Source organism: Glutamicibacter sp. GQ173 (assembly GCF_059759215.1).
Map to the genome: position 1 here is coordinate 244,359 of NZ_JCAXDT010000001.1, position 17,638 is coordinate 261,996.

The window sequence follows — 17,638 nt, forward strand, 5'->3', positions numbered from 1 at the left end:
TTAGTACCTGACTCTCGGATCGATCAATGCGGCCAGCACGTCAACGATGAAGTTGGTGACGGCAACGATTATGGCCAGCAGCACCACGATGCCCTGCACTGCGACAAAGTCGCGGGCCGTGAGGTATTCGGCGAGCTTGAAGCCCAGGCCGGACCATTCGAAGGTGGTTTCGGTCAGCACGGCCCCGCCGAGCAGCATGGCGATTTGCAGTCCCATGACGGTGATGATGGGAATCAGCGCCGGACGATAGGCGTGCTTGGTGGTCAGGCGGAATTCGCTCACGCCACGTGAACGTCCCGCTTCGACATATTCGCGTCCCAGGGTTCCGATGGCGTTGGTGCGCACCAGGCGCAGGAACACGCCGCCGGTGAGCAGGCCGAGAGCCAGTGCGGGAAGCAGGGCGTGCTCGGCGACATTCCAGAAGGCTCCCATGTTGCCGCTGCGAAGCGCATCGAGCCAATAAATGCCCGAGGGGCTCTGCAGGCCGGTGAGCTCCAGTTCGGTCTGCCAGTCGGCACGGCCGCTGATCGGAAGCCAGCCCAGCCAGACGCCGAAAATCAGCTTCAGGACAAGCCCGGCAAAGAAGACCGGGGTGGCGTAGCCCAGGATGGCCAGGATGCGCAGAATAGCGTCCGGGTAGCGGTCGCGGAATTTCGCGGCGACCAGGCCCAGCGGGATGCCCACCAGCAGGGCAACGATCACCGAGTTGATGGCCAGTTCCAAGGTGGCGGCGCCATAGGTGGTCAGCACCTCGGTCACCGCACGGTTGTCGCTCAGGGTCCGGCCCAGATCGCCGCTGAAGACCTGCCCCAGGTATTCGAAGTACTGGATCAGGATTGGCCGGTCATATCCGGCCTCGTGGATTCGCGCGGCGAGCTGGTCGGGGGTCAGCCGTCCGCCCATGGCTGCGGTGATCGGATCTCCGGTCACTCGCATCAGGAAGAACACCACTGTGATGAGGATGAAGACAGTGGGAATGATCAGCAAAAAACGCGTGATCAAGTAGCGCAGGAACCCGCCGCCTTGATTCTTGGCTTTGGGTGCTGCTATCGGGCTGGTTTCTTGGCCCGGTGGTGACGTGGTGGTCATCGTCAGTCCTTATAGTTCAGGATGCTTGGCACTGTGCCACCGCAAGGTGCTGCGATGGCACATGCCAAGGGGATCCAGCATGCGCGTGGTGTACGGCGCACGCCGGATCCCCTTCGATTTGATGTTTGCAGGCAGGCGGATTACTTGCTCAGCACGCCCAGGCGGAACTTGAATGAAGCATCCAAGGTCTTGTCGACGTCCTTGACGTCCTTGCCTGCGACGGCTACCTGTGAACCCTGCAGCAGCGGCAGCGTGGAGAGGTCCTCAGCTACCATGGTCTGCAGTTTCCCGATCGCCGCGGTTCGCTCGCCAGCGTCGGTCATGCCGCGCTGGTCAGCGATCAGCTTGTCGACTTCTGGATTGTCGTAGTTGTTCGACAGGAAGTTGTCCTTGGCGAAGAACGGCGAGAGGTAGTTGTCGGCATCCGAGTAGTCCGGGAACCAGCCCAGCTGGTAGGCCGGGTAGTCGGTGACGCGCTGCTTCTGGTAGGTCACCCATTCGGTGGACTTCAGATCGACGTCGAACAGGCCATCGGCCTCCAGCTGCTTTTCAACCAGTGCGTATTCGTCACCGGAATTCGGACCGTAGTGATCCGGGTTGTACTGCAGGGCCAGCTTGACCGGAGTGTCCACACCGGCATCTTCCAGCACCTTCTTGGCTTTGGCGGCATCTGGCTTGCCGTCGGTGCCGTACAGGTCCTTGAGTGGTTCGGCTGCCCCGGTGAAGCCCTGCGGAACATAGGAGTATGCCGGGGTGTAGGTGTCCTTGTAGACGTTCTTCGCGATTGCTTCGCGGTCGACCAGATGGGCCGCTGCCTGGCGGACCGCCAGGGACTTTGCCTCATCGGCATCGGCAGTCTTGGCGCCGAATGGCATGGTGTCGAAGTTGAAGACGATGTAGCGCAATTCTCCGCCTGGACCCTTGTGCACGGCCAGGTTCTCGTCCTTGCCAAGGTCCTCGATATCGGTTGGCGTCAGCGAACGCCAGGCGACATCGATCTTGCCTTCCTGGACCTCAAGCTTGAGGTTGTTGGCATCCGCGTAGTACTTGATCGCGGCTTTGCTGTTGGCTGGCTTTCCAAGCACGCCCGCGTAGGAGTCGTTGGCGCTGAACGAGATCAGGTTGTTCTTGCTGTAGGAATCAATAACGTACTGTCCGCCAAAGGCCTTGCCCTCAACGATCTTCTGGTCCTCCAGGAGCTTGTCCGCCGGGAAGACTTCATCATCAACGATCGGGCCAACTGGCGAGGTGAGCACCTGCGGGAAGGTCTGGTCGTTGCCGACCTTCAGCTTGAATACGACGGTGGTGGCGTCGGGCGCTTCTATGGATTCCACGTTGCCGAGCAGCGATGATGGTCCGTTCGGGTCGGCGATCTTCAGCTGGCGGTCAAAGGTGAACTTCACGTCCTTGGAGTCGAGGTCGTGTCCGTTGGCCCACTTCAAACCGCTCTTGAGCTTCACAGTGTATTCGGTAGGCGTAGTGAATTCCGCCGATTCTGCCAAGCTCATCGAAGGCTCGGGGCTGCCCGGCTCGGAGTTCAGCAAGAACGGGAAAATCTGGTTCATGACCATGAATGAGCCGTTGTCGTAGGAACCGGCTGGGTCAAGGGAGGTCACTTTGTCGGTGGTGCCCAAGGTGATAGGGGCACTGGATTCGCCCGAGCCACCGGAGTTGCTGTCTTCTGAGGCTGAGGTGCAACCAGTCAGAGCCAGGGCAGAAATACCCACAACGGCTGCTGCGAGTCGCAGTCCGTTCTTTGTGCGAGTCATGAATCATCCTTTTCTAGATACACGCATATGTTGTGATGATCAACACATGTTTCACATATCCTATGTGATGCACGGCACTATTGACGAACGGTCATCGCGATTATCGGCAAAAAGTGTGCCCTCGGCCGTATCTCGTTGTGCTTGGGGCCACGGGGATTTTCGGCGATGCCGGCATCGCCAAAAAAGTTCTTACCGAGCGTATTCCCCGGTGGCATAAGCTAGATGACAATGATGACTCGTAGAGACGCGGCAATCGCGTTAGATATCCCTGTAGAGATGGCCAAGCGCCATGGCGTACCTTCGCGCATGTCTGAAGCAGAATTCCGGGAGCTGAACACCAACCCGCCTGCGTGGCTGGTTCAGTCAAGGGCCAACCGAACTGGCAAACGCCCGGTATGGGTTCACCTGGTATGCGAAGTCTGCGGGTTCAGCGAATATGAGCGCCCGAAGAAGTGGTGGCCGACCTTCGACTTTGTGCACTGCCACAGCCACTCCCCGGCCCAGCTTCCAAAGCTAGAGGCCGGCAAGACTCGCGTTGAGTACCAAGATATTTCAGCACATATGTTTGGCATCGTTGACGAGGACTACCAAGAGCAAGATACATGCCTTCGAAAATGAAAAGGGCATAAAAATGCCTCCGGGATCAGATGCCAACGCATCCGGTCCCGGAGGTATTTTGCTGTATTAGCGGACCTTTTCGGAGTCCCAAGCGCTCGAACGAGCCGAATCGATGGTTGCCTGTCCAAGCACTCGGCTGCCTTGGTAAACCACCATGGTCTGGCCGGGCGCTACTCCGCGCATGCCTTCTGGCAGGTTGACGACCAGTTCGTCGTGCCCTTCTTCAGAACGCTCCATGTGCGCCACGGCTTCTACAGGATCGCCGTGGGCACGGACCTGGACCATGCAGTTGAACTTCTCGCCGGTGAATACCTCGGCGATAGGCAAACCGGCCCATGAGATGCGGATTCCGCGTAGCTGGTCTACGGCCAGCAACGCCTCTGGTCCGACGATCACCTTGTTTTCCTTCGGACGGATTTCCAGCACAAAGCGCGGCTTTCCGTCGGAAGCTGGGCGGCCCAGGCGCAATCCCTTGCGCTGGCCCACGGTGAAGGCCTGGGCGCCTTCGTGCTCGCCAAGTGGATTGCCCTCATGGTCTACGATCTCGCCTGGCTTCATTTCGATGCGCTCTGCGAGCCACCCTCGGGTGTCGCCGTCCGGGATGAAGCAGATGTCGTAGCTATCCGGCTTATTTGCAACGGTCAGGCCACGGGCAGCAGCTTCGGCGCGGACTTCGGCTTTGGATGGGGTCTCGGCCAGCGGGAACATGCAGTGCTCCAGTTGTTCGTGGGTCAGCACACCCAGAACATAGGACTGGTCCTTGGCCCAGTCAGCTGCTCGATGCAGCTGGGGCGCACCGTTCTCGTCACGCAGGACCTTGGCGTAGTGGCCGGTGCACACCGCGTCAAAGCCCAAGGCCAACGCCTTCTCCAGCAGCGCAGCGAACTTGATCTTCTCGTTGCAACGCATGCAAGGGTTCGGGGTGCGTCCTGCTTCGTATTCATCCACGAAGTCCTGTACGACGTCTTCAGCGAAGCGGTCGGAGAAGTCCCACACGTAGAACGGGATACCCAATTTATCGCAGGCGCGCCACGCATCATTGGAGTCTTCGACGGTGCAGCAACCACGCGAACCAGTGCGCAAAGTTCCTGGCATGCGCGAAAGCGCCAAGTGCACGCCGACAACGTCGTGGCCGGCTTCAACTGCGCGGGCCGCGGCTACTGCCGAGTCCACGCCTCCGGACATCGCTGCTAGTACCTTCATCGTGTAAAACCTGTTCCTGCCGTGTGGATGCTGCTTTCATCGGCTGCCATGCCAGCCTTTTTTGCCCGTGCATATGCTTCGGGCAAAGCGTCTATTAATGCGTCAACGTCGGAGCGCGTCGATGTATGCCCCAATGTGAAGCGTTGCACACTTCGTGCGCTGCGCGCATCGCGTCCCATCGCCAATAGAACATGTGAGGGTTGCGGAACGCCAGCGGTGCACGCCGAGCCAGTGGATGATGCGATTCCGAACATGTCCAAGAGGAAGAGCAACGAGTCGCCCTCGCATTCGGGGAACGTGAAATGAAGGTTCCCGGGAAGCCTCTTGCCTTCGTTGGCGGCATCGCGGGGGCCGTTGAGGACCGCTTCTGGAATCATTTGGGTGATTCGCTGTACTGCGTATTCCCTCAATTCGCTCAGCCGTGAAGCCTCATCATCCAGCTGCGCCTGTACCGCCGTCGCTGCTGCGGCAAAACCCGCCGCGCTAGCTGCGTTGAGCGTTCCGGACCGCAGCTTCCGTTCATGTCCGCCGCCATGCTGCACCGGGGTGAGCACGATATCCCGGCGCACCAGCAAACCGCCAATGCCCACTGGCCCGCCAATCTTATGCGCGCTGATAGCCATGGTGGCGAGGTGGGATTCTGCAAAATTCACGTCCACGGCGCCGAAAGCCTGCACCGCGTCAGAATGCACCGGAATTCCATACTGGGATGCCAACGCGGCAAATTCGGCTACCGGTTGCACGGTGCCCACCTCGTTATTGGCCCACATCAATGTGGCCAGGGCAATCTGTTCGTGATGCTGTTCAAAAAGCGACGCCGCGGTTGAAAGATCCACGACCCCATCCTGATCCACTGGAAGCCACAGCAGGGTCGCGTTTTCGTGTTCTTCAAGCCACATGGCGGTATCCAATACCGCATGGTGCTCTATTCCGGTTAGCGCGATAGTACGCGCCTGGTCGTTTGCGGCGACGCGGTTCCAGAACAAGCCCTTGATGGCCAAATTGTCAGACTCCGTACCACCGGAAGTGAAAATCAGCTCGCTCAGGTGCGCGCCGGCTGCCTGGGCAACAGCGAGGCGGGCGTCATCCACTGCCCTGTTCGCACTGCGTCCGGCGCCATGCAGGGACGAGGGGTTGCCGGTGCGCGAGTACTGCTCAGTGATGGCAGCCAAGGCAGCAGGATTCAGATCGGTGGTTGCCGCGTGATCCAGGTATACGGCGGAAGTATTCATAACCCTTTAATGGTACGGCTTTACCGGCCCTCGTTTGAATGGCCAATACGTGTGAATTGGCCGACCTCAATGGTTTCAAGGCCAGGATTCTCTAGCACCGCCTCGATCAGCGCCGCAGGCCCGCCGAGAAGGGTGCAGTCATCGTAAGGCTCAGTTGAGAGCATCCAGCTGCGATCCGCCGGAAAAGCCAGGGCCGGTCGCTGGCGTTGTGCTCCGTCCACCGTTTCGGCCCACAGCGGGTGTGCCAGGAACTGCGCATCGGCTTCGAACAGGTGATAGTTCCGGTATCCGCCGCCCAATTCCAGTGGTGCCGCGTTCAAGATTTCTGGCCCGAATGCCGGCTTTTGGGCCTCGGCCAACGCCGTTTGGTACGCCTCCCGATTCTCTTCATCGCTCAGCTGCGGATCCGACTCTTGCTCGATTTGGATTCTCTCGCCACCCTCAATGAAGGCATAGCCGGCCCACAGCCCGAGAACATATTCCTGTTCTGGCCTTGCGCCATGGATGAGGGTATCGATGAGCGATTGCCATTGCTGCTCTGGAAGCTGATCCAGCGGCAAGTCGGTGTCTACCCACGCGTCTTCTTCCACCGGATCGCCTTGGGCGTCCAAACCGGCCACAGTTTCAAACAAGTCTGCCGCTGTAATGATGTGGTTGCGGCTCTGGGCTACAGTCCCCCAGTTGACCAGTTGGTCGTCTTCGTCCAAAGCTGGGTGCAAGATCCGAACGTATCGTTCGTAGCCTTCCGGAACCTGTGCCACCACAGTTAAAGGATCCGCCGACGAGCAGGCCGAGGCAATCCATTGGCCTTGCTCTGCTGAAATATGTGAAAACTGCATGTTCTTAGCCTAGCCATGTCCATGTGTGAATTCTGCTTTGGGAATGAGGTCGGTGGTATGAATGAATAAATACCTCGTGACCCGCGACGTTTACTGCAAGGGAGCTTTCATCGATGTTCAGGCCCGAGTTGCTAGATCCCATCCACGAGTTTTCTCGGCAGTCCATCGATTTCTCTCGACGAATAGCCATCATGGCAGTGATCAACCGCACCCCGGATTCCTTTTACGATGCCGGGTCCACCTTCGGACTTGACCAGGCCGTGTCCGCAGCTTTGCAGGCTGTCAATGACGGCGCCGATTGGGTTGATATTGGAGGCGTGCCCTTCTCGCCTGGGCCCGAGCTTGCGTGGGAAGAGGAAGCCGAAAGAATTGTTCCCGTCATACAGGCTGTTCGAGAATACAGCGACGCGATCATTTCAGCGGACACTTTTCAGCCCAGGGTTGCCCAAGCGGCTATCGATGCCGGCGCCGATGTCATCAATGACACGACCGGCCTCGCCTATCCCGAACTGGCAGAAGTCGTCGCCAAGAACAATGTGCATTTAGTGATAACCCACTCGCTGGCCAAGCCGCGAACGATTTACCCTCGACCGCATTATGCCGATGTGGTTGCGGACGTAAGACAGTATTTGAAGGACAAAATTGAAGTGGCTATCGCTGCTGGAATTTCACCATCAAAAATCATTGTTGACCCGGGTCATGATCTCAATAAAAACACAAGGCACACTCTTGAGATCACCAAGAATTTCCAAGCCTTTGCGGACTTGGGATTCCCGGCACTTGCCGCCGTTTCGAACAAGGACTTCATCGGCGAAACCTTGGACCTGCCAAAAGCCGAGCGTACTCTCGGCTCCATGGTCGCAGCCACAATTTGCGCCATGAATGGTGCCCGAATTTTGCGCATGCACAACATCCCCGAGTCGGTGCAAACTGTTCGACTTATTGAAGCCGCGCAGGGCTGGCGCGAGCCGGCTTACCAGATTCACAATATGGGTGATGTGAATCCGCCGGCGCATCCTGAACGAGAACCCAGCAAGTAAAGGAACGACATACATGCGAGCCCTGCTTCCAGAGCCAATCAACAACGTCAGCGATGAACAGTTATTGGAACGCTATAACAGTGCACAACGCCCCTTTGTACGTTTCAATTTTGTCAGCAGCATCGATGGCAGCGCCCAAGCCGATGGCTTGTCCGCGAAATTGGGTTCAAAGGGCGACCAGAGAATTTTCGCTCTGCTTCGCCGTCTAGCAGACGTTATCGTCGTTGGCGCCGGCACTGTCCGTGCCGAAGGTTACGAAGGCGACCTGGTTTCGGCAGAAGACCGAGAGTGGCGCACCCGCAATGGGCTATCCGCCCATCCGGCATTGGCACTAATCTCTGCCGGTTTGCATTTGAACCCCTCCGCAGAGATCTTCAGCCAGTCGCCTGTTCCGGTCATCGTCTTCACCACCGTTGAAGTCACGGACGAGCAACGCGAATCCTATGGAAACGGCGTTGAGCTCATTCAGGTTTCGGAGAGGGAAGGAGGATGCGACCCCAAGGAAGTCGTAGGCCACCTGACCCAGCGCGGACTGGGATTCGTTCATTGCGAGGGCGGGCCTCATATCTTCGGCCAGTTCATGGCTGCTGGCATGGTGGATTCGGCTTGCCTCAGCTACTCTCCGGTTGTCGTAGCCGGCAACGGAATGCGTATTGCAGCCCATGCCCGGCAGACATTCCAGCGCTTTTCCTTGAACCATTTATTCGAAGAAGAGAGCATGCTCTTCTGCGACTACAGGATCGACCAATAAACGCGAAGGTTCTGGAGAGGATGCGAACACCGTTGTGCAGTCCTCCTGGCAACAAGCGGTTGTTTCGACCAGTTCGCGCAAATACCCAATGCACGCTGTGGTGGAGCAAATTCCTGGACGTGATGTAGACCCGCAGCATTGCCAGCGAACGGTCGGAAAACCATGTGGTCGCTCCCGACAAGATCAAAAGTCTTCGCGTGAAACGTGATTGCTGAGCTGTGAGCACAACCCGATTATTTGTGGGGCTCCATTAGCTAAACTGGAATGCACTGGCACATTGCCTTCCCATTCGAGAGGACCTATCTGGACCATGAGCACGCCGAGCCCTTACGAAATCCTTGGTGTTGCTCCTTCGGCCAGCATGGAAGAGATCAAGATTGCTTATCGCCGGGCAGCCAGGGCAACACATCCCGATCTGGGTGGCAGCGAGGAAAAATTCAAGGAAGTCCAACAGGCATTTCAGGATGTCTCTGTTCTGGCGAACCCTTTAAGCCACGACGAAACTTTTCAAAAGCCTGGCGAAGCACCCCGAGCCGGATTCTCCGCCCGTCCATTTGATGAGCGACTGCGCAAATCGCCCCAGCAACCAAAAGCGCAGCTGTCTACGGAATACGTTCCTGAGTTCTCAGATGCGTCGTTCACCTGGTTGAGCAGAGAACTTTCCGAACAGAAGATTCACGGCGAACCACGCAAGCGCGGCTTGTTCGCCAACAGGGCGCGATTGGTCCGCGAAGCCAACACAATCAACTTGCTGAGCAAGAACGTGCTGAACGTATTGCCTGCCGCCCGCCTCGTGAATGGGGTGGCCGCACCGCACGGTGGCCACTATGACCACGTGCTGGTGGCCGGTTATCGCATGGCAGTCATCAATACCATGACACTGCCAGAGGGCTACTACTCTTTCGACGGCAATGTGCTGCGTCATGGAAATAAGATGACCCAACCGCCCGCCTTCTCAATCTCTGCACTCCAGCGAAGCTTCATGCAGATGAACGTGATGGCATTTACCTTGGTCCTCTCCCCAAACGGGAATCGGCACGAACCGGTTATCGAATACCACCGCAATGCGAATCCGGCCCTTGCAACGACCCCGAATGTGCTCAACGCGGCTGGGCTCGTGAGGGAACTAAAACTGTTCTTGGGGTCGGGACCTACCCCAAATGTTGTCGACCGTGCTTCCTTGGCCCATTTACGCGAGGCGATGTACTGAGTTCAATGACGCGAATGCCCACCGGCAGCGCTTAAACTGGTTAAGTGTTTCGTATCGTATTCAACGCCCCAGAGATCCCGGGTAATTCCGGAAATGCCATCCGCCTATCGGCCATTACCGGTGCCGAGCTGCACTTGGTCAAGCCGCTAGGCTTCAATTTCGATGATGCCAATTTGCGTCGTGCGGGGTTGGATTACCATGACATGGCGAACGTCACGGTCCACGAAAATCTTGACGCTGCCTTTGAAGCCTTGGGGGAAGGACGCGTTTTCGCTTTCACTTCTGAGGGCCAAGCGGTCTACTCGGACATTAGCTATGAACCAGGCGACATCTTGCTGTTCGGCAAAGAGTCATCGGGACTCAGCGCGGAAGATAAGAAGCATCCGCGTGTCACAGAACTGGTGCGGCTGCCGATGCTGCCGGGCCGCCGGTCGCTGAATCTGGCTAATACTGCATCGATTGTTGCCTACGAGGCTTGGCGGCAGCATGGATTTGCCGGCGCTTAAAGTACCAGTCTTCAATCGCCGCGTATACAGCTTTACCTAATCTTTATAAAGTAAGCTCTTTACTGTGCCCGTAAGCGTGCGGGTATTGAACTGTGCCGACGACCTTTCGGGAGAATCCAAGACAATGAACGGTAGCCATTCCCAGCACCGCGACGAGCCTCAGGACGAAGACCTGGGACTAGACCTGGTGAGCCACGTGGCCAGCAGTTCACGAGCTGAACGAAAAACCAGACCACGACGCTGGATTTTCGCGGTCGTGGGCGTAGCGGTCATCGCCGTTCTGGCGCTAGTCATCTTCTCCCTGCTCAATGGTGGAACTAAAGCGTCCAAGGCATCCAAGGCCGACGACGCCATCTCAGTTCCGGTCGAGCTCAAAAGTGGCGGGCAAGCTAATCTGAGCAGCTCAAAGTCGGAAGACGCCATCGGCGTTGAACTGACTTCGCTGCCTCCTTTGGAAGAGTCGGAGCAGTATGTTGCTTGGGCCATCCACGAATCGGGCAGCGTCTCGGTCATCACGACAAGCAATGGCGAGGATGCTTCAGCAGGATACGCGCCAGCCGATGACATCATCGCCATTCATATCACCGTCGAAAGCTCGGATACGCCTTCGGCGCCTTCGGAAGATACCGAGGCTTCTGTGGACCTTCCATTGAGCAAGGATGCAAGCTCCCAGGCCAGCCAGGGCTCTTAGCCTAAGCATCAGGCTTCAACTAAAGGTGCCTGTGGCCGATGAGGAATATTTCCTCCATCGGCCGCAGGCACCTTTGGTTTTTGACTGGACCTCGGCTAGAAGCCAGCGATTGTATCGTCAGCGTTCACAGCTACCAGATGGAAGGCTTCAGCTAATCGTCCTTCGGCAAGCTGCGCGCGCTGGCCGTTGGCGACACACTGTTGAAGTACGAACCGCTCCATGGCCGCGACGTCCGGATGCTGCGTGAAATGGGCGCGCAAGGCATCCATTTTCTTATCGAAGTACTCCGTGATGTCGACAAAACCGTTTTCTCGTTCCTTCGGCGCGCCATAGAGCCACAACCAAGGAACCCTGTAGGCTTCCAGGCCTTCTTCTCGAAGTAGCTCCGGGTAGGCGAAGGGATTCTCCACCGCCGGATAAATAGCACGTGTTACCGCCTCGCCACAGGCTAGATGATCCGGATGCGAACGTTGGATTCGATCCCAGTTGCGTTCAGGATGCATCGCCATGACGATGGTTGGCTTGACCTGTCGGATTAGCCGCACGACCTTGCGCATGACGTCGTGGTTAGCTTCGAGGAAGCCGTCGCGTTCGCCCAAGAAGTGCACGGTCTTGACGCCGACTTTTTCAGCCGCCTGCTTCTGCTCGGCGTGGCGCAAAGCGGCGGTTTCTTGTGGGTCTCGATCATCAAAACCACCGGCATCACCATCGGTCATGATGCAATATTGCACCTCGACGCCCGCGGTGGTGAATGCCGCAATGGTGCCCGCAGCGCCAAAATCCAGGTCGTCTGGATGCGCGCCGAAAGCGAGGACCCGTCGGGTTTGCGCACCGAAGAATCTAGATGTTTCGATCATGCTTGGCGGCGTCGAATCTCTTCTGCGGCTTGTGGAAGCACCTTTGACAGATCGCCAACGATACCGAAATCAGCGATTTCGAAAACAGGTGCGTCGACATCCTTATTGATGGCAATGATGCACTTGCTGGTCTGCATGCCAGCCTTCTGCTGAATCGCACCAGAAATGCCAGCAGAAATGAACAACTGCGGTGACACCGTCACACCGGTCTGGCCGATCTGCGCGTCATGCGAGATCCAACCAGCGTCTGTCGCGGCGCGCGAGGCGCCAACAGCACCGGATAGAGCGTCGGCAAGGTCCTCAACAGGGCCGAAGTCCCCGTTGACGCCGCGTCCGCCCGCGACTACTACTCGAGCTTCGGTCAGCTTTGGACGATCCGATACGGCCTTCGCTTCGGTTGCTACAACGCGAATTTGCGGCGCAGCTGCCCCTGGAAGTTCCAGGGCAAGAACGTAAAGCTGCTTGTCCTGCTCCCCCGGCGCGTCTTCGATGCTGTTTGGTTTCATGGTGACAAGTAGTGTTCCACTGGTTGCCTTGGCCTGGGCGCTGTAGCTGCCAGCCAATTCGTCCTTGGTAACGACGAGATCTGCCGAAACATCGGTAGCGTCCGTAATTACTGCTCCATCGAGTCGCACAGCCAAACGAGCTGCGATCTCGCGGTTGAAATTATCGTTGGCAACCAGGACTACATCCGCGGCACTCAGCTTCACCGCGGCTTCGAGGACCGAGAGCGAATGGTCGATGAACGCGTCGTCGCCACCGGAGGCAACAAGAAGCTTGGCTACCCCGTAGCCGTTGACTACTTCTTGAGCTTCCTGCGAAACCTCAGAGGCAACGGCCAGTGTTGCCTCGTCGAAGCGCGATGCGAGGGTCAAAAGCTCGCGTTGTGCCTTGGACGGGACATCGGAAAGTTCGTTGAAAAATACTAGTGCTGAAGGCATGTTCAATATTCCTTAGATCAGCTTTTGTTCGGCCAAGAAATCAACCAAGGCAATTCCAGCCTGGCCACTGTCATTAATGACAGTTCCGGCTTCGCGGGCAGGTCGAGCATTCGCGTTGAGCACAGCAGAATGTGATCCTGACGCTCCAACTGCATCAGCAGCCAAACCAATGCCGGCCAAGTCCACTTCGGTGAGGCCCTTTTTCTTGGCGGCCATGATGGCTTTGAAGTTCGGGTAACGAGGCTCATTGGCCTGATCAGTCACCGATAATACTGCTGGCAGGGCCGCAGCCAGGCTCAGTGTGCGGTCCGCATGGTCGCGTCGAATGGTCAGCTCTCGGCTGGCCGCGTCAAAATCGACGGCCAGGGCATGAGTCAGTTGAGCAAAATTCAGGCGCTCGGCCAGCTGCGCTGGAACAACCGAAGTTTCAGCGTCGGTCGAGGACATGCCAGTGACGACTAGATCCACATCTCCAACATGCTCGACAAGAGCCGCCAACGCCTTGGACGTGGCGATGGTGTCCGATCCAGCCAATGCTTCGTCGTTCAGGTGAAGCCCCGAGCTGGCCCCCATCTGCAAGGCTTTCTTCACAGAATTGCTTGCGCTCTTACCGCCCATAGTTGCTGCAATGACCTCATGCCCAGCGGCGAAGCCTCCCTGAGACTCGACAAGGGCTACGGCCGCTTCGACCGCATATTCGTCAAGTTCTGAAAGTACCGACTCTGCACGGTCAAGACGCAACGACCCAGAGTCGATGTGACGATCAAATTGAACGTCGGGAACATGTTTTACCAGCACCACTATTTTCAGCGGTGCCGTGGTTTCCTCGGTCATTCGAGCCTTCCTACAAGCTTTCGTGTCCAACAGCCCTGGGACTGGTTGGACTTTTTATTCACTGCCTATCGTATCGATACATCACGATTGGCTCGTTCTTTATCGCCGAAAGTGCAAGAAGTGACGCAGGCTGGTTCGTCACCAGCCTGCGTCACCCACTTCACTGCGTCATCATGAAGATTTATTTAGTTTTTTGACAATTCCCCAACAGTGACCTTGGCCGTTTTCTCCTGGCCATTGCGCAGGTACCGAATTTCGGCTTCACCGTTGGCTGCAATTTCTCGAATTGCCGCAGTCACGGTTTGAGAATCGTGTACTGCACGCCCGTTCACGCCAGTGATGACGTCTCCGGACTTCAGGCCTGCCTTTTCGGCGGCCGAGCCGGCGCTCACATCAACAACCTTGGCTCCCACCGAGAAGGACGAAGTATTTTGCGCGCCCTGTTCAGAAGTACCCTGCGCAGTCACCGTGGCTCCGAGCAATCCGTGAGTGGCTGAGCCGTTTTCAATGAGTTCCTGGGCGATGCGCTTCGCATAGTCGATCGGGATCGCAAAGCCCACACCGATGGATCCGCCTTCTTCGCTGGATCCGGAAGAAGCGATGGCAACGTTCACGCCGATGATCTCGCCGTTGGCATTGACCAATGCGCCACCCGAATTACCGTGGTTGATCGCTGCGTCGGTCTGAATGACGTTGACATAGATCGAGCCGCTGGACTGCTGTTGCTGCTGCTGGCCCGGGAATTGGAAGTTGAACTGGCTGTCGTCATCGCCATTGGATTGATCGCTTTCCTCTGGAACAGCGGAAGAAGCGATGGAAATTGTACGGTTCAGGGTGGAGATGATGCCGTCAGTGACCGTTCCGCTCAATCCAAGAGGTGCGCCGATGGCTACAGCAGTGTCACCGACGTTCAGTTCAGAAGATGATCCTAGTGTTGCCGGGACAAGTCCGTCAGCCTGGATGTTGATGACGGCCAGATCTGAAAGTGGATCCGTTCCGACGACCTTGGCCGCGTGCACCGTCCCGTCATTCATTTGGACGGTGATTGTCGGGTCGGACACTTCGCCACCAAGCGTGACCACATGGGTGTTGGTCAGAATGTTGCCCTTGTTGTCCAGCACGATGCCCGAGCCCGAACCGCCGTTTCCGTTTCCTGAAACTTCGATGGTGACCACGCTGGGGCTGGCCTTGGCCGCGGCCGCGGTAACTTCGGTGACCTTGTCGGGATTGTTGATCACCACTCCCTCACGTGGTGCTGAACCTCCGGTGGTTGAGGTGCTGTTTCCATCATTCATGAGGTACGTAGTGCCAGCTGCGGTCAGCCCGCCTACCAGTGCCGCAGCGACCATGCCAGCGATTAAGGTGCTTCCGGCAAATCGCTTCTTGTCCCCGGGCTGCTTCTCTGGAGGAACAGGATATGCGGTTTGCGTATACGCGCCGCCGGCATAGGGAGCACCGTAGGGCGAATTGGACTGGCTATTTTGTCCCGCGCTGTTCTGCGACTGGTAGGAAGATGCTGAATGAGAGCCTGCAGAGTTTTGAGTGGCTGCGCTCATCGGCTCAGTGCGTGGAGCGGTTGGCGACTCGCCAGTGCCTGGCTGCTGGACGCTGGCTGGGTCCTGGTCCATGCGAGGGTAGCGGGCTGTCGGTTCGTTGGAACCGGAAGGCTGGCTATTGTGATCGTTTGATGGCCGTGCAGAATCACCCAAGTTTTCTTCACGTGGCTCATTCGGGGTCTGGCTCATTTCATGCCTCTTTCGAACTATCGAATCTCTTGGGTTTAATTATTCAGGTCTGGTCTGTGGCATCGAATTGTGGTGACTTTGCATCGCCTGTGAGTTAACTATTCTGGCAGCTGAATGTCATAGACGTGCTTCATTAGGACAAATAGAATCAATTCTAAGTGTGAATCCAGTCTCTGGATACACCAGATCGGGTACATCCTGGTTTTAGTGTGACTTAGCTTTTCAGGCAGGAACGGGAAATGGGAATGAAGAGTCGGAAACTGCTAGCCAGTGCAATGGTGGCTTCGGTTGTATCGCTTGGAATAGCTGCGCCGGCATTGGCCGAGTCGCCGGTCACCATCCCGCCTGGCGACTTTGTCATCGATAATTCCGGGGTGCTCGGTTCTGACGAAGCACGCATTGAACAAGAAATCAAAGAGCTCCGAAACGATACCGGACTCAGCCTCTTCGCCATCTACGTTGACGAATTTTCCAGCCCAGCGAAGGCCGATGAATGGGTTAAAGAAGTCGCGGACAAGAAAGGCTTGGGAAAATCCGACGTTATTCTCGCGGTAGCTACCCAAACCCGGCAGGCAAAATTCGTTGGTTCGGACAATGGTCCCCTGGGCGAGCAGGACTCGGAGATCTATAGGTCGCTGATTAGCCCAGAACTCGGTGAAAGCAACTGGGTCGGTGCAGTTGACGGAGCCATCGAGGGCATCAGGAACGTCGAGAGCGGCGGTACAGCGGAGGGCTCTTCAGGCGGCGGCAGCTTCATGACCATTCTTCTCGTGGTCGCTGCGCTGGCAGTGGGTGGCTATTTCCTTCTCGCCCGCCGAAGCCGGAAAAACACCCTCGGGCTTCCGCCACAACAGAACAATTACCCGGGCATGGCGGGGGCTCCTGCTCGGCAGCAGCCGCTGGTCGCATTGGATGAGCTTCGCCTGCAGGCTGATCAGCTGCTCGTGGCTGCCGATGATTCCATCCGCTCCTCGCAACAAGAACTTGGCTTCGCCGAGGCCCAGTATGGCAAGGAAGCGGTATCGGTCTTCGTGCAAGACCTGGCCAAGGCCAAGGAGCACCTCACCGAATCATTCCGCTTGCAGCAGCAGCTGGATGACGACATTCCCGATACCGAAGCAGATCAGCGGTCATGGCTCAACGAGATCATCAACCGCTGCAAGGACGTCAACCAGTCTTTGCAAGAACATGCCGATGAATTCAAGCAACTTCGCCAGCTGGAACAGAATGCTGAAGCCCGCATCACCGAGGTGAAGGCGAATCAGGAACCGTTGAATCAAAGGCTTTCCGCTCGTGTAGCCGACTTTGAACAGCTCTCCGCCAAGTACGATCCGAGTGCAGTCACCCAGATCAAGGACAACGCGCAGCAAGCCGGTGAGCGCCTGACGTTTGCCGCTTCCTCATTGCAGCGGGCTTCTGAGAAGCTCGGGACGAACCGCTCCGACGCTGCGGTACTCATCCAGAACGCCGAAGAGGCCCAAGACCAGGCCAACGTCCTTCTGGAGGCAATCGCCAAGGCTGGCGCATCATTAGAGCAGGCTGAACAGGACCTTCGTGCAGCCGTCGCGCTGGCAGAACGCGACCTGGCCCAAGCTAAGGCGACTTTCGCGTCAGGAACCAGTTCCGATCTCGCCGGACCGATCGCCGGCGTTGAAAGCGCGCTGTCCACAACGCGCCAAGCCATGGCCAGTGGAAAGTACAACCCGCTTGCGCTGATCACGCTTTTGGATGACGCGACTACTCCCCTCGGGCAGGCACTGGCAACGCTTCGCGGCCGCGCTCAGCAGGACCAGGCAGCCAGGGATCAATTGCAGTCCTTGCTCCACACGGCCGCATCCCGTATCAACGGTACAGACGACTACATCCGAGCACGTCGAGGAGGCGTCCGCTCTTCGGCCCGCACTCGTCTTGCCGAGGCACAACGCACCCTGGATGAAGCGCATTCCTTTGCGCACTCGGACCCAGCTCGCGCGGTAGCCGCTGCACAACGATCCATCCAGCTGGCAGACCAGGCAGCCCAAATGGCGGAGAACGATGTCAGCGGCTTCGGCGGGTTTGGCGATGGCGTCGGCATGGGCGGCTATGGGCGTGGACGTGGCGGCGGAGTATTTGACGGTGTTGGTGGTGCGGTGCTCGGTGGCATCCTCATCAATACCATCCTCGGTGGAGGCCACGGCGGTGGTCATTCCGGAGGCAACGACGGCTTCTTCGGTGGCGGCGGCTTCGGCGGGTTTGACGGCGGAGGCGGCGGTGGATTTGGAGGAGGTGACTTCGGCGGAGGCGACGGAGGCAACTTCTAGTCCGCCGATCCAG

16 protein-coding genes are annotated in these 17,638 nt (G+C 57.6%); 7 read left to right on the plus strand and 9 right to left on the minus strand.

The annotated features are described in order from the left end of the window. Window positions 1-1,089, minus strand: coding sequence for an ABC transporter permease (locus tag AC6CHO_RS01085; protein WP_498213207.1), 1,089 nt, complete (start codon window positions 1,087-1,089; stop codon window positions 1-3). Between the two features lie 140 nt (window positions 1,090-1,229). Beyond that, entirely contained in the window at window positions 1,230-2,858 is a 1,629-nt protein-coding gene (locus AC6CHO_RS01090; protein ID WP_498213208.1) for an ABC transporter substrate-binding protein, read from the minus strand. A 228-nt stretch (window positions 2,859-3,086) separates the two neighbouring features. Here AC6CHO_RS01090 and AC6CHO_RS01095 point away from each other — a divergent pair, with 228 nt between their 5' ends. Further along, window positions 3,087-3,476 carry a hypothetical protein gene (locus AC6CHO_RS01095; protein WP_498213209.1) on the plus strand — a complete coding sequence of 130 codons (390 nt, stop codon included), beginning with the start codon at window positions 3,087-3,089 and terminating at the stop codon, window positions 3,474-3,476. A 66-nt stretch (window positions 3,477-3,542) separates the two neighbouring features. Here AC6CHO_RS01095 and mnmA read toward each other — a convergent pair whose 3' ends face one another. The 3 genes from mnmA to AC6CHO_RS01110 are packed head-to-tail and all read right to left on the minus strand — an operon-like array spanning window position 3,543 to window position 6,750. Continuing rightward, window positions 3,543-4,679 carry a tRNA 2-thiouridine(34) synthase MnmA gene (mnmA, locus tag AC6CHO_RS01100; RefSeq protein WP_498213210.1) on the minus strand — a complete coding sequence of 379 codons (1,137 nt, stop codon included), beginning with the start codon at window positions 4,677-4,679 and terminating at the stop codon, window positions 3,543-3,545. Next, complete coding sequence (locus AC6CHO_RS01105; protein ID WP_498213211.1) at window positions 4,676-5,911, minus strand: cysteine desulfurase family protein; 1,236 nt, start codon at window positions 5,909-5,911, stop codon at window positions 4,676-4,678. The genes mnmA and AC6CHO_RS01105 overlap by 4 nt, the downstream gene beginning before the upstream one ends. 20 nt (window positions 5,912-5,931) lie before the next feature. Further along, on the minus strand, window positions 5,932-6,750 hold the full coding sequence (locus AC6CHO_RS01110; protein ID WP_498213212.1) for a hypothetical protein: 819 nt from the start codon (window positions 6,748-6,750) through the stop codon (window positions 5,932-5,934). A 113-nt stretch (window positions 6,751-6,863) separates the two neighbouring features. On the opposite strand from AC6CHO_RS01110, the gene folP reads away from it, so the two are divergent. The 5 genes from folP to AC6CHO_RS01135 all read left to right on the plus strand — a co-directional run bounded on the left by folP (window position 6,864) and on the right by AC6CHO_RS01135 (window position 10,948). Further along, complete coding sequence (folP, locus tag AC6CHO_RS01115; protein ID WP_498213213.1) at window positions 6,864-7,790, plus strand: dihydropteroate synthase; 927 nt, start codon at window positions 6,864-6,866, stop codon at window positions 7,788-7,790. A gap of 13 nt (window positions 7,791-7,803) precedes the next feature. Then, complete coding sequence (locus AC6CHO_RS01120) at window positions 7,804-8,541, plus strand: pyrimidine reductase family protein (protein WP_498213214.1); 738 nt, start codon at window positions 7,804-7,806, stop codon at window positions 8,539-8,541. Window positions 8,542-8,851: 310 nt separating this feature from the next. Next, window positions 8,852-9,751, plus strand: a complete 900-nt coding sequence (locus tag AC6CHO_RS01125; protein ID WP_498213215.1) for a J domain-containing protein — start codon at window positions 8,852-8,854, stop codon at window positions 9,749-9,751. 44 nt (window positions 9,752-9,795) lie between these two features. Then, window positions 9,796-10,257, plus strand: coding sequence for a tRNA (cytidine(34)-2'-O)-methyltransferase (locus AC6CHO_RS01130; protein ID WP_498213216.1), 462 nt, complete (start codon window positions 9,796-9,798; stop codon window positions 10,255-10,257). Window positions 10,258-10,381: 124 nt separating this feature from the next. Then, a complete protein-coding gene (locus AC6CHO_RS01135; RefSeq protein ID WP_171920139.1) occupies window positions 10,382-10,948 on the plus strand; it encodes an anti-sigma factor domain-containing protein in 567 nt (188 codons plus the stop codon). 95 nt (window positions 10,949-11,043) lie between these two features. Here AC6CHO_RS01135 and AC6CHO_RS01140 read toward each other — a convergent pair whose 3' ends face one another. The 4 genes from AC6CHO_RS01140 to AC6CHO_RS01155 all read right to left on the minus strand — a co-directional run bounded on the left by AC6CHO_RS01140 (window position 11,044) and on the right by AC6CHO_RS01155 (window position 15,325). Then, window positions 11,044-11,805 carry a PIG-L deacetylase family protein gene (locus AC6CHO_RS01140; RefSeq protein WP_498213217.1) on the minus strand — a complete coding sequence of 254 codons (762 nt, stop codon included), beginning with the start codon at window positions 11,803-11,805 and terminating at the stop codon, window positions 11,044-11,046. After that, entirely contained in the window at window positions 11,802-12,746 is a 945-nt protein-coding gene (locus tag AC6CHO_RS01145; protein ID WP_498213218.1) for an electron transfer flavoprotein subunit alpha/FixB family protein, read from the minus strand. The genes AC6CHO_RS01140 and AC6CHO_RS01145 overlap by 4 nt, the downstream gene beginning before the upstream one ends. A gap of 12 nt (window positions 12,747-12,758) precedes the next feature. After that, entirely contained in the window at window positions 12,759-13,580 is an 822-nt protein-coding gene (locus AC6CHO_RS01150; RefSeq protein WP_498213219.1) for an electron transfer flavoprotein subunit beta/FixA family protein, read from the minus strand. A gap of 185 nt (window positions 13,581-13,765) precedes the next feature. Continuing rightward, on the minus strand, window positions 13,766-15,325 hold the full coding sequence (locus AC6CHO_RS01155) for a S1C family serine protease (RefSeq protein WP_498213220.1): 1,560 nt from the start codon (window positions 15,323-15,325) through the stop codon (window positions 13,766-13,768). Between the two features lie 239 nt (window positions 15,326-15,564). On the opposite strand from AC6CHO_RS01155, the gene AC6CHO_RS01160 reads away from it, so the two are divergent. Continuing rightward, the gene (locus AC6CHO_RS01160) at window positions 15,565-17,625 is read left to right on the plus strand and encodes a TPM domain-containing protein (RefSeq protein WP_498213221.1); all 2,061 of its coding nucleotides are present in this window, start codon (window positions 15,565-15,567) and stop codon (window positions 17,623-17,625) included. Window positions 17,626-17,638 lie beyond the last annotated feature (13 nt).